10 protein-coding genes and 2 pseudogenes are annotated in these 12,003 nt (G+C 70.0%); 8 read left to right on the top strand and 4 right to left on the bottom strand.

The window, feature by feature from the left end; translation table 11 throughout:
- The first annotated feature begins 68 nt into the window (after positions 1–68).
- From HB370_RS06445 to HB370_RS06435, 3 genes and pseudogenes are all read left to right on the top strand, one after another.
- The gene (locus HB370_RS06445; protein ID WP_167345719.1) at positions 69–524 is read left to right on the top strand and encodes a hypothetical protein; all 456 of its coding nucleotides are present in this window, start codon (positions 69–71) and stop codon (positions 522–524) included.
- Positions 525–560: 36 nt separating this feature from the next.
- A complete protein-coding gene (locus tag HB370_RS06440) occupies positions 561–875 on the top strand; it encodes a hypothetical protein (RefSeq protein WP_078637288.1) in 315 nt (104 codons plus the stop codon).
- 594 nt (positions 876–1,469) lie between these two features.
- Positions 1,470–1,754, top strand: a pseudogene (locus HB370_RS06435) (DUF3291 domain-containing protein); the annotation flags it as partial.
- A gap of 282 nt (positions 1,755–2,036) precedes the next feature.
- On the opposite strand, the gene HB370_RS06430 reads toward HB370_RS06435, so the two are convergent.
- Positions 2,037–2,816 (bottom strand): hypothetical protein, encoded by a 780-nt coding sequence (locus tag HB370_RS06430; RefSeq protein ID WP_030775652.1) that lies wholly within the window; start codon positions 2,814–2,816, stop codon positions 2,037–2,039.
- Here HB370_RS06430 and HB370_RS42655 point away from each other — a divergent pair.
- Positions 2,733–2,918, top strand: a complete 186-nt coding sequence (locus HB370_RS42655) for a DUF6233 domain-containing protein (protein WP_348273526.1) — start codon at positions 2,733–2,735, stop codon at positions 2,916–2,918. The genes HB370_RS06430 and HB370_RS42655 overlap by 84 nt on opposite strands.
- A gap of 269 nt (positions 2,919–3,187) precedes the next feature.
- Here HB370_RS42655 and HB370_RS06425 read toward each other — a convergent pair whose 3' ends face one another.
- The gene (locus HB370_RS06425; protein WP_030775655.1) at positions 3,188–4,072 is read right to left on the bottom strand and encodes a ribosome-inactivating family protein; all 885 of its coding nucleotides are present in this window, start codon (positions 4,070–4,072) and stop codon (positions 3,188–3,190) included.
- Between the two features lie 478 nt (positions 4,073–4,550).
- Between HB370_RS06425 and HB370_RS06420 the strand changes: the two genes are divergently transcribed.
- Positions 4,551–5,380 (top strand): IS5 family transposase gene (locus tag HB370_RS06420; protein ID WP_244406012.1). Its coding sequence is split into 2 segments (ribosomal slippage): positions 4,551–4,881 and positions 4,881–5,380, totalling 831 coding nucleotides; the frame shifts between segments, so codons are not numbered across the junction.
- 277 nt (positions 5,381–5,657) lie between these two features.
- The gene (locus HB370_RS06415) at positions 5,658–6,554 is read left to right on the top strand and encodes a LuxR C-terminal-related transcriptional regulator (protein ID WP_051815216.1); all 897 of its coding nucleotides are present in this window, start codon (positions 5,658–5,660) and stop codon (positions 6,552–6,554) included.
- Between the two features lie 1,036 nt (positions 6,555–7,590).
- On the opposite strand, the gene HB370_RS06410 is transcribed toward HB370_RS06415, so the two are convergent.
- Both HB370_RS06410 and HB370_RS41775 read right to left on the bottom strand, forming a co-directional pair.
- Entirely contained in the window at positions 7,591–8,508 is a 918-nt protein-coding gene (locus HB370_RS06410) for a glyoxalase (RefSeq protein WP_030775667.1), read from the bottom strand.
- A 232-nt stretch (positions 8,509–8,740) separates the two neighbouring features.
- A pseudogene (locus tag HB370_RS41775) lies at positions 8,741–8,836 on the bottom strand (cytoplasmic protein); the annotation flags it as partial.
- A 410-nt stretch (positions 8,837–9,246) separates the two neighbouring features.
- On the opposite strand from HB370_RS41775, the gene HB370_RS06400 reads away from it, so the two are divergent.
- Both HB370_RS06400 and HB370_RS06395 read left to right on the top strand, forming a co-directional pair.
- The gene (locus HB370_RS06400) at positions 9,247–10,989 is read left to right on the top strand and encodes a pyruvate dehydrogenase (protein ID WP_030775671.1); all 1,743 of its coding nucleotides are present in this window, start codon (positions 9,247–9,249) and stop codon (positions 10,987–10,989) included.
- 80 nt (positions 10,990–11,069) lie between these two features.
- Positions 11,070–11,945, top strand: coding sequence for an alpha/beta hydrolase (locus tag HB370_RS06395; RefSeq protein WP_030775674.1), 876 nt, complete (start codon positions 11,070–11,072; stop codon positions 11,943–11,945).
- Positions 11,946–12,003 lie beyond the last annotated feature (58 nt).

The raw sequence follows: 12,003 nt of genomic DNA, 5'->3' as shown, positions 1-12,003 counted from the left end.
ACCGTCGCCCCCCGTCGTAGACGCTCCACTGCGACACTTCCCGCCCGCCGCCCGCAGAGGTCATGTCGATGAAGACAGGGCCCGGCACGCTGCTGTCGGCCAGCAGCCCACCAACCGAGCCCTCGTGCGAGGCACCGAACTCCTCCGTCGTCCACGACTCCCGCTCGCCCACACCCATCAAACCCTCCCACTCGCATGGCGAACCCGCCCGGGCGCGCCCAGAGCAGAGTGTCGGCACCGACCCTGCCGCAGATGCGGACGTCTTCACCACCGAAACCACCGAAGAGGTGGAAGCGGAGGGCCTCCTGGGCGTCGGCGGGCAGCCGGTCGAGGAACTTCTTGGGGAAGCCGCGCCCGGCCGGCCGCGGGTGGACGTTGGCGAAGGTGTCGAACCAGGTTTCCTGCCGCAGGTCCTCCCGGCTCACCCTCTGGTTGACCTCCTGCTCGGGGTGCTCGAAACCCGTGGTCTCGCCCCACAACAGGTACGCTTCAGCGGCGGCGGTGAGCGTGTCGTCCATCAGTGAGTAGTCGAACTCGGACGGGGCCAAGCGCGCGAAAGCATGCAGCGGGATGCCATACCGGTCCTCGTCGGCATCATCGTCGAAGGGATCCTCGGCCATGGCCTGTGCCGACTCGGCCCGGTGGCTGATGATCAGCAGCGCCAGGTCCTCGCCGTGGGCACGGGGCACCGGCAACGCTCCGGCGCGGACGTCGGCGGCCAGGTCGGCGAACGCGCGGGCCACCTGAAGCCTGAACGCCTGATTCTGCCGCTCGGCGCAGCGCGGCAGCCGCATGAAGACGATGTCCTCGGGGTCCTCGTCGTCCGGCACCAGCGGGACGTACGGGCGTCCGTCCACTCAAGCGCCTGGTGGTAGGCGCACGAGGACAGCTCCTCTGCGACGCCTGCCCACAGCATGGCCCCCACCGGTGAGAGAAGACCGGCCCGGGGCCCGCGTGGACGGTCCTGTTCGCGTTCGTTCAGCGCCACCCACGGATCGCCCTCTACCGCACTCAGCAGGGTGGGTGCCTCGGCGCCCTCTTGGATCTCGGCGGGCTGGACGTCCGGCGGGACAGGGAGGAAGGCGTAGTGGGAGGACCACCCCTTTGCAGAGGTGGTGAGGGACGGGGACGGCTCGCCGGCGGAGCTCAGCGCGACGCCGCCATACAGGCTCAGAAGATCGTCTTCCGTGAACAGCAGCCGGTGCAACCCGGTCCAGTCGAACTGCTCGGGGTCCGTCAGGTCATCGTCGGAGAGGCCGCACTCGGCCCGGAACGTGGTGTTCGCGACCGCTCGACAGTGGACGGCACGCGCTTCTTCGATCATGAGGTGCGTCATCAGCCCCTCCGCCGGATTACGCCCGAGCGGGATCCGCCGCTCCGCACGTCGTCCAGCAGCCCGTCCGCAGCCGGCGCCAGCAAGGCGCGGAAGTCGCGGCCGAGGGGGTCGGTGCAGCGGGGCAGCCGCGCCCCTGCGCCCCGCCTTCGACGCCGTCTACACCGGCCTCCACCGCGAGGCGCTGAACAGGCGGTACGACTGGTTCGAGGGGACGGCGCACCCGAATCACGCGTCCTGGCGGGTCCCCGACGGAGAGATATCCACCTGGCGGGGTGGGGTCGCCAGGCTGGAGCACCTCCACGAGCACGGCTCCGCGCCGCACGCCTCCACCGTCCGCCACTCGTTCGCCCCGGACGGAACTGCGGCTGTGACGTCGCAGTCGTTCCGCGCGGGGACCGAGCAGCGGACGGGCGGGTGACCCGCCGGGGGCGGGACGGGGCCATGGCAGTGAGTTGGCCGCTGACCTGCGCGAATGGTCTTTCAGCCGTTTCATGCTCGTGCCGGTTGATGAAGCCGGGAGTCCCAGAGGAATTCGGGAGGGCCGTGAACCGGCAGCCGGTAGGTCTGGCCGACAGCCTCGGCCAGACCTACCGGGCCGACGTCTTCCCGGACGGCTCCGGCCGCACGTCACTCCACTGCCGGCGGGTATAACGTGCGGCGGTCTTCCCACGACGCCGCGGAACCGAGCCGGCGGCCGGGCTCACTGACCGGGGGTGCAGGAGCGGACGGGACCGCTCGGAGTGTACGGGCTTCCTTCGAGGTCGGTGTCGGTGGTGACGACCTGGCCGCCGACGTAGGAGATGTGCCGCAGGAACATCCCGCTGTCGTCGCACAGGACGAGCGGGTCCGGGCCGCTGCCGCAGGCGACCAGAGACGAGGACAGCGGCAGCGTGTCCTGCCGGTCCCCGTTCTCGTCGAGGTAGTACACCGAGCCGTCGCAGCACACCATCCGCGTCCACGAGCGCGTGCCCAGGCCGGGGACGTCGTAGCTGATGATGAAGTGCGCCATGACGCCGGCCCCGTTGAAGGGGTTGTTGACGACGGTCTCCTGCGCCTCGAAGTACAGGGTGTTCGTCCCGGGCCGGGCTCCGGGGAGGGGGGCCGGGCCGAAGGTGTACGGCGTGCCGTTGTGGGTCGCCGTGGGAGGCAGGGGCGTCCACGCTCCGTCGTTCAGGCGGAACCGGTTGGCCCTCTGGTCGGCGTTCAGCACGGTGATCCGCACCCGGATCGAGTCCGGGTCCGCCGCGGCCGGAAGACCGAACGACGCTCGTGCCCACCACCTCATCGGGTTCGCCGGGCTGCCGCTCAGAGTCGGGCCCTCTCCCTGGTCGCCGGTGCTGCGGGTGAGGCCGTCTGGATGCGGGGCGATCCACCCGGCCCTGCGGGCCGGCGCGGAATCGGTGACGGACCAGGCGGCCGGGTTGGGGGCGAACCGGGCCCGGTAGGTCCGGTACCAGGTCGCATCGAGGGCACGCCACACAGGATCAGGGCGGACGAAGCCCGCGCCGCGCTCACCGACCCCACCGTCACCCCCTGCAGCTTCTGCCGCCCGGACACCGACCTCGGTATCGATCTGGCCTGAAAGGTCTCCCATGGGTGACAGGCGTTCTATGGCCGGATATGCACAAATGCAAGGTTCCAGGCGCGGTGGTTCACCGGGGCTGTACGGCCACGGGTCAGTGGGCGCAGCACGCGCGTGGCCATCGAGGTGGCATCTGCCGGGGGCCGATGCTCCAACGCCGGGTGGCCCCCGGCACCAGCGTCCGAGGGCCACCGTGACCTCATCGCCGACCACGAGCGGATCGAACACGACCGCCGCCTGGCCGGGAGTGGGTCATCCCAACGGCTTGGTCACCGAGGGGCCTTGGAGTTCAGTTCCATGTATCCGACGTAGTTGAGCCAGGCGTCCAGCGTCGCGTAGGCGACGCCGTTGAACACGAGTGTGGAGTGCGTGCCGCCCAGCCATCGGTAGATCCAGCTGGAGACGCCGTCCCAGCCCTGCTGGAGGGTGACGTTCGCCTGCCCGAGGGCGTTGCTCGTCCCGTCGCGGAGGTTGCCCCTGATGACGTCGAAGATGCGGCCGAACCTGGCCGCTTCGGAGGTCGCCTGGATGATGGTGGTCAGGTTCCTCCCAAACGCGTCTCTGTCACGGCTGAGCCGGGACTGCGCGTCCCCGATGCTCTCCAGCGCGCCTGTGAGGTTGTACGTGTTGATGGCCCGCGTCTGACGGCTCGTGGTGTCCCCGCCCGGCAGACCGGTGTAGTTGCCGCTCCAGGGCAGCGTCTCGACCCGGGTGGCACCGGTGACCTGCCTGAACTCGTTCGGCCAGACATCGGGGAAGACGTAGTGCGTGTGTGTGCTGTCCTGGTAGAAACCGGCGAAGTACAGGTTGTCCGCCCACCAGTACAGCGACCCGATGTAGTCTCCTCCGGCATTCAACAGACGAGCCTCGATGAGACGCGTCGGCAGGAGGGTCGTCTCGCTGACCCGGCCCGTCACTTCGGGGTGGTTGGGGATGGCGTGGCCACTGATCTGATGGAGGGAGTTGATCGCGCCCCAATAGCTCTGGTGGGCCGTATCACCGGTGAAGTAGAGCTCGCCGATGTCCCAGTCGAACTTGCTGATCGGGCCGCTCGGATCGGCGTGTGCCGATGACGATGCGACCTGTATCAAACCGATGGCCATGGCGAACGCCAGCATCAGACCCGCGACCCGTCGGCCGAGTGTGCCTTGCATATGCACGCTGTGACTCCTGCAGGGGGATGAATACGACGTGATGGATCCTCGCTGTACACCTCCGGGCTGACTTGACCATCAGCGCACGTCCTTGAGAGCCACAGCGCACACTCACTCGCCGGCGGTAAGGGCCCGTCCGGGACTCGGCTTTGACCTGCTCGACGCTCGACCCTGGTGCTCCTGTACGGCGCGCCCCGCTGGTGAGCGGCGCGGAGGGAAGGGCGATGTGCAGTTGTTCCGCCCCGGCGGATCTCCTCTCCGGCCGGGGCCGTCTGCTCGGGTGTTCGAGGCCAGCGTCCGGCTCGGTGGTGTCTTGGCCGAGGACCTCCGTTTCGGATGGGACGGTAGTAGTCACAGTTCGCCGGGGGCAGACAAGAAAGATCCCAGAAGGACTGGCCAACGGACGAAGGAGGATCAGGCGGCGGCCGATCTAGGGTCTGTCGTCAAATGATCTTCGGTCGGAGATCATGGCCGGGTGATATGTCGTCATGAACTGTCTGATGCGGAGTGGGAGTTCGTCCGGCCGCTGCTGCCCCGGTCCGAGCGGGGCAGCAGGCGGTTGGACGACCGGACGGTCCTCAACGGGATCGTGTGGAAGTTCCGGACCGGAACGGCTTGGCGGGACGTGCCCGAGCGGTACGGCTCCTGGGCCACGCTGCACACCCGCTTCCGCCGGTGGGCCAAGGACGGCACCTTCGAGCGGATGCTCCGGGCCGCCCAGGCCAGGGCCGACGCGGCCGGGGACATCGATTGGCTGGTGTCGGTCGACTCCACGATCGTCCGGGCCCACCAGCACGCGGCCGGAGCGCGAAAAGGGGGCTCCGCACCCCGGGACTCGGCCGGTCCAGAGGCGGCCTGACCAGCAAGATCCACCTGGCCTGCGACGGCGCCGGACGCCCGCTCGCCTTCACCGTCACCGGCGGCAACACCAACGACTGCACCCAGTTCACCGCCGTGATGAAGGCGATCCGGGTGCCCCGTCCCGGGCCCGGGCGGCCCCGGGGCCGACCCGACCACGTCATCGGCGACAAGGGCTACAGTTCCAGGGCCATACGCGGCTGGCTGCGACGACGGAACATCCGGCACACCATCCCGGAACGGTCCGACCAGATTCGCAACCGGCTCCGACGCGGCAGTCGGGGCGGACGCCCGCCGGCCTTCGACAAGCAGGTCTACAAGCAGCGCAACGTCATCGAACGGTGCTTCAACCGCCTCAAGCAGTGGCGCGGCATCGCCACCCGCTACGACAAGACCGCCGAGTCCTACCAAGCAGCCGTCACCCTCGCCACGCTGCTGATGTGGGCGTGACATTTGACGACAGACCCTAGCAAGTTCCAGCCCGGCGGCTGCCTTTGTGACCCAGTGGACTGGTGAGTCCAAGCCGTCCGCCGCCCTCGTCGCCACCCCAGACGGCATCTCCTACGCCGCCCGATGCCTGCCGCGTGGACGACATCCTTTGGGAAACCCGCGTCGGCACACCTGACGGCACCCCCCAGCACGCCGTCCTGCACCCCGAGCGGCAGCGCCGTGCGATGCAGTCCCTGCGGTGCGCGGGCTGCGGCCGGCCAGCCGTACAGGCGATGGGATGCTGTGGGTTCTGCCGCTGCTCGCCGACGAGATGCCGGACAGCGGCTGGGAGGGCGTGCGCACCGCCATCCCGCCCATGTGCGAGCCGTGCGCCGACACGGTGATCTCCCTGTGTCCATGGCTGCGTAGGGGCTACGTGAAACTGCGGGCGCGACGGGCCGAGGAGATCGGCGTACGCGGCACCCTCTACAGGCGCCCCGGCGAGCTGGAGTCGTCAGCGGATCCAGCAACATCCTGGAAGCCGGTGCCGACCGACCTGGGCGCCTTGGTCCTGTACGACAGCCCGGACGCCCGATTCATCTTGGCTCGCGAGGCCGTCCGGGAGCTGCGTAAGTGCACGGTGATCGAAGTCTTCGCGGGCGTGGGTGCCCGTGTGGCGGCCGATGACGCTGCTGCCGGTCGTGCCGGGGGCACGGATCCGCGCATGCTGACCTGGCCCGCCCGCACCCTGGCCGCCATCAGGCTGCTGGTCCAGGGCACCCCCCAGTACCGCGCGGCGGCCACGCTGAACATCGCCCAGTCGACGATGAACCGCGACATCTCCCTGATCTGCCAGCAGCTCGGCATCGACGGCTCCAAGTACGCCCCGGTCGTCAACGCCGCGATCCGCAGCCGGGTCGTCCACCTGCCACCCCTTGAACCCGTCCACCTGCGCGAGCGCCTGGTGAGGATCCTGGAACTGCTGGCGGAGGGATACACGAATTGTGAGATCGCCGTCGCACTCGACCTGACGGAAAGGACGGTACGGAAAAATGTCAGGGACATCCTGCGCGCGCTGGACGCCAAGAACCGGCTACACGCGGTAGTCCGCGGTTGGCAGTGCGGCATCCTCGGCCGTCCCCAGCCGCCGGCCACCGCCGCCGAATCGGTGCCCGCGGGGCAGGTGAGGGCATGACGCTGCCCCCGGACGTCCCCGACAAGTTGCAGATCCTGGAAGTGGTCGAGACGGTGCTCGGCTGGCCGCCGGCCGGTCCCGACCTGCCGCTGGCCGACATCGCCTTGACCCTGCTGACGCATCTCACCGCTTACGGCCAGGTGGCTCGCTCGCGACCTGGAGACCCAGGGCCAGAGCGTCTTCGAGGGTTCACCCGCCTGGGCCGGCGCGCGGCACACGCTCGGCGAAGCCGGCCGACGCCTCCCGCTGCCGCTCCCGGCCGGCCCGGACGACGCGATCGTTCACCGGGCCAAGAACATCGCCCGCCTCATTCGGGCCCTGCTTCGAGCTGTCGGGCAGGTCGGCGAGGAACAGGCGCGGGGATCACGGCCGGAGCCGACCGGGCGGCCCGTCACCGTGAGGGGACGGCCTGGTGCATGAGGCCGGTCTCATCGTCCTGATCGCCTTCATGTTCCTCGCGCTTGCGGGGTCCTTCCTCTCCGAACTCCTTGCAACCCGAATGGTACAAACCATGGCCATAACCCACTCCACTTCCCCGCCCGGTACCGCCGGAAGCAGCGCGTCGATCACCGTCCGCTACATAGAGCTGCTGGCCGAGGGACGCGGCAAGCGTGGTACCGCAGCCGCCTTGGGGATCCGTCCCACGGCCGAGTCCTGGTACGCCCGCCAGGCCCGCCGTGCCTTGGGCGTCCGGGACTGCACGCGCGCGGGGCTCAGTTCCGAGGTTTCGAAAAGGGCCTGCGTCGCGCCTACAGTCCCGCCGTCCAAGGCGTCGCCAGCCGCTGCGACCTGATCGTCGCCCTCGCCGACGACCGCTGAACCCCGTCGCCGGCCTCACCGCCCGGCAGCTGTTCCGGACCTGGCGTGCCCTGCGACGGCTACTGCCGGACACGCCCCGGCCGTGAGCTCGCGCCGGCCGTGTCCGTGAAAACTCCGGCTCCCGCCCTGCTCCAGCCAGTGCTCGTCCGTCCGGTCCGGCCGTGTTCGCGGGAACGTGCCCGTGTCGGCCGGCCGTGCGGGTGAGGTCGGGTGGACGTCAGTGGGCCGTGTGCAGTTCGGCGATGTAACCGCCGGGGAATCGCACCGTCGCGGTGGAGCGGCCCTCGGCGGTGTACGGCCCCCACAGCACCTTCGCGCCCGCCGCCTCCGCCTTGCGCAGCGTGTCCGTGAGGTCGTGCACCGCGTAGCCTGTGGTCTCGCGGCCGAACGGGTAGGGAAGGTGGCCGTCGGTGACACTGACGACGGTGTTGCCGAACGGGGAGCGGATCGCGATGCGCCGGTATGTCCGGCCGGGCAGACCGATGTCACCGGCGTCCGCCGCCCGCTGGTCGGAGACGATCCGGCCACCGGTGAACCGGAGGTAGGCGCCGAGGAACTCGCCCACCGAGTCGGGCGTCAGGTAGACGCGGTTGTCCGGCACGGTCTTCAACGGCTCGTACGACGGGGCCTTGGTGTGCCAGTAGAGCTGGGCGCTGACGCCCCCGGGGAACTGGACGACCGCGTCCCGTCCGATGGGATCGTCGAAGGGTGCCACGACGACGCGTGCCCCGCTCTGGCGGGCCTGCCGGACGCCCCGGTCGAGGTCGCTCACGAGCCAGCCCGTCCGCTCGGTGCCGAACGGATAAGGGACGGGCGTCTTGAAGTCGAAGACGGACAGGGTGCCGACGGGCGAATGGACGAGCTGGGACTCGGTGCTGCTGGGCGTGGGGGTGACGGTCGTGACGACCTTCGCGGTGTGCGTGCCGCCGAAGGTCGCCTCCCAGCTCGCGACGAAGGTGTCCACGTCGCCCGGGGTGACGTAGACGTGCGTGGTGTCGTACTGGGGGCCGACCGCCGTGGTGGGGACCGCGGTGGCGGCCCGCTCGCTGTGGGCCGAGGTCGGTGCCCCGGAGCCCACGACGCTCAACGCCACCAGTAACGTGGGCAGCACCCAGGCCATCGTTCTGCGCTTCATCGCCGTCCTTTCCCGTGGAAGCAGGTCAGCCGAGCGTAAGGAACGAGAAGGCGGGCGAGGTTGCCGTCAGCGCACCGGGTGTTGCCTGTCAGCGAACGGACCGGCCCTCACGGTGGCTCCTGGCGGAACGGCGGGTACCGCCCGTGGGGGCGTCATGCCCCCTTCGGCGGGGACACCACCACCAGAGTGACGGCGGAGCCCACGGGCCCTGCGGGATGCCGGTCGGTCCGTCGGCCTCGCGGTCCGAGGTCGGCCATACGTAGGGCAGGTCGTCGGGGAACACGTCCGTGTGGGCTTCCGAGTCCTTGCGGAGGAGCGCGGACTGGTGGCCCGGTGGAAGACGGGGCACGGCAGTTCCCGCGCGCGGGGAGCGCGGTTCGGGCGGCGGCGGTCCGGTCGCCCACGCTTCCGGGGCGGAGGTGCCGGTCGTCGGGCCTGCTCCGGTGGCCGTTCATGGTGCTCTCGGGATGCCGTGGGCGGTGCCGTCCACCGTCTTCCTTCCTGTTTCGTCGCGGCAGCGGGTGCGCCGTCGGCCGAACGGCACCTGCAGGTTCGCGCCCCGGGCGGTTCACCGGGTGAGGAGACGCGCGGGCCGTGACGCCTCGCGCGCGGTCGTCACGGGGCCTGGACATCAGTGGTGCGCTCAGGAGCACCGAGTGGTGCACGGAGGAACAACCGGTCCGCCCGGCGTCTTCCTAGCCTGGCCGCGACCCCGTGAGTGACCATCCAAGGAGCACCATGGCCAGACAAACCGTCGCCGAGCAGTATGTGGACCTCCTCGCGCGCGCCGGCGTGCGACGCGTGTACGGGGTGGTCGGTGACAGCCTGAACCCCGTCGTCGACGCGGTCCGGAGGCACGACTCCCTGGAATGGGTTCAGGTGCGGCACGAGGAGGTCGCGGCCTTCGCCGCCGGTGCCGAAGCCCAGTTGACGGGCAGGCTCGCCGCGTGCGCGGGGTCGTGCGGGCCGGGCAACCTGCATCTGATCAACGGCCTGTTCGACGCGCACCGCTCGATGGCACCGGTCCTCGCCCTGGCCGCGCAGATCCCGAGCGGCGAGATAGGCACCGGATACTTCCAGGAGACCCACCCCGACCGGCTGTTCGAGGAGTGCAGCCACTACTCGGAGCTGATCTCCTCACCCCGGCAGATGCCACGGGTGGTGCAGACCGCGATCCAGCACGCGGTCGGCCGGCGCGGCGTGTCCGTGGTGGCACTGCCCGGGGACGTCGCCGCACAGGCCGCCCCGGCCGGCGGCGCGGAACTCGCCACGCCGCTGGACCGTCCGACGGTCCGGCCCGCGGACGAGGAACTGGCCCGGCTGACCGAACTGGTGGACGCGGCGGAGAAGGTGACGGTGTTCTGCGGCCGGGGTGTCGAAGGCGCCCACGCGGAGGTCATGGCGTTCGCCGAGAAGGTCAAGGCTCCCGTGGGCCACGCGCTGCGCGGCAAGGAACACATCCAGTACGACAACCCGTACGACGTCGGGATGTCCGGTCTGCTGGGCTACGGCGCCGCCTACGAGGCGATGCACGAGTGCGATCTGCTGCTGCTCCTCGGAACGGACTTCCCGTACACGGACTTCCTGCCCCGCGACGTGCGGACCGTACAGGTCGATGTGCAGCCCGAACGGCTGGGACGGCGCACCCAGCTGGACTTCGCCGTGTGGGGAGACGTCCGCGAGACGCTGCGGTGCCTGACCCCCGCGGTGCGGGAGAAGTCGTCCCGCCGATTTCTCGACCGGATGCTGCACCGGCACGTCCACGCGCTGGAAGGCGCTGTCGGCGCCTACACCCACGATGCCGGCCGGCACACCCCGATCCACCCCGAGTACGTGGCGTCCGTGCTCGACGAGGAGGCCGCCGACGACGCGGTGTTCACCGTGGACACCGGCATGTGCTGCGTGTGGGCGGCCCGCTACCTGACGCCGAACGGCCGGCGCCGCGTCCTCGGGTCGTTCGTGCACGGTTCCATGGCCAACGCGCTGCCGCAGGCCATCGGCGCGCAGTTCCTCGACCGCTCGCGCCAGGTCGTGTCGCTCTCGGGCGACGGCGGCTTCTCCATGCTGATGGGGGACTTCCTGACGCTCGTCCACCACGGCCTGCCCGTGAAGGTCGTCGTCTTCAACAACTCCTCGCTGGGCATGGTGGATCTGGAGATGATGGTCGACGGACTGCCGCCGCACGGCACCGAGTACCCGCACACCGACTTCGCGGCCATCGCCACCGCCGCCGGCGCACGCGGCATCCGGGTCGAGAAGGCCACGCAGGTACGCGAGGCCCTGCGCGAGGCATTCGCCCACGACGGGCCGGCCCTGGTCGACGTGGTCACCGACCCCAACGCCCTCGCGATCCCGCCGAAGATCACCACCGAGCAGGTCACCGGCTTCGCGTTGTCCGCGAGCCGCACCGTGCTCACGGGCGGCGTCGGACGCATGATCGACCTGGCCCGGGCGAACCTCCGCAACGTGCCGCGTCCGTGAGAGGACGACCACCAGGCACCCTCCCCTTCACGCGCGGCAACCCCCGCTCCGTACCCCCGTCGACCCGAAGGGCCACCGGCATGTCAGACGCGACAGGCGTCACGCACCACACCGCCGTACTCAACGGCATCAAGCAGCACTGGGTGAGCGCGGGCCACGGCCCGCCGGTCTACCTGCTGCACGGTTTCCCCGAGACCTGGTACGGCTGGCGCAAGCAGATACCCGTGCTGGCGGAGCGGTTCACCGTCATCGCACCGGACCTGCGCGGCTACGGCGGCACCGACAAACCCGCCTCCGGCTACGACAAGCGGACCATGGCCAACGACATCGTCGCGCTGGCGGACCACCTCGGACACGAGCGGATCGCCCTGGTCGGCCACGACCGCGGAGCCCGGGTCGGCACCCGGTTCGCCAAGGACCACCCGGAGCGCATCGACCGGTTCGTGGCCATGGACAACATCCCCACCCGGATCATCGCCGAGACCTACGACGTGCGGCTCGCCCGGCAGGGCTACTGGTTCTTCACCTTCCTCGGTGTGCCCGACCTGCCCGAGGCGCTGATCGCCGGCCGTGAGGAGACCTGGCTCACCCACTTCTACCGCAGCTGGTCGTACAACCCCGACATGCTCACCCCCGAGGAGATCGCGGTCTACGTCCGCGCCTACCAGCAGCCCGGCGCCCTACGAGGGTCCTGCATGGACTACCGCGCGGCACCCCAGGACGTCGCCCAGGACGAGGAGGACGCCGACCGGCTCATCGACTGCCCCGTGCTGACCCTGTGGGGCGAGGACTTCAGTGCCGTCGGACGGGCCTACGACGTCCTCGACGTGTGGAAGGGAATGGCCCGCGACGTCCGCGGCGTGCCCATCGCCCAGTGCGGGCACCTGTGTCAGGAGGAACGACCGGACGTCGTCAACCGCGAACTCCTGGACTTCCTCGCCGACTGGAGCGGCTGACCCGTATCCCCGTCACGGGCACGGAAAGTCCACAAGCGGGGCACGGACGGACAAATAC

It is taken from the genome of Streptomyces sp. DSM 40868 (assembly GCF_011820545.1).
Taxonomy (GTDB): domain Bacteria; phylum Actinomycetota; class Actinomycetes; order Streptomycetales; family Streptomycetaceae; genus Streptomyces; species Streptomyces eurythermus.
Note: the sequence above shows the minus strand (reverse complement) of the source record. Positions and strands in the feature narration are given on the sequence as shown.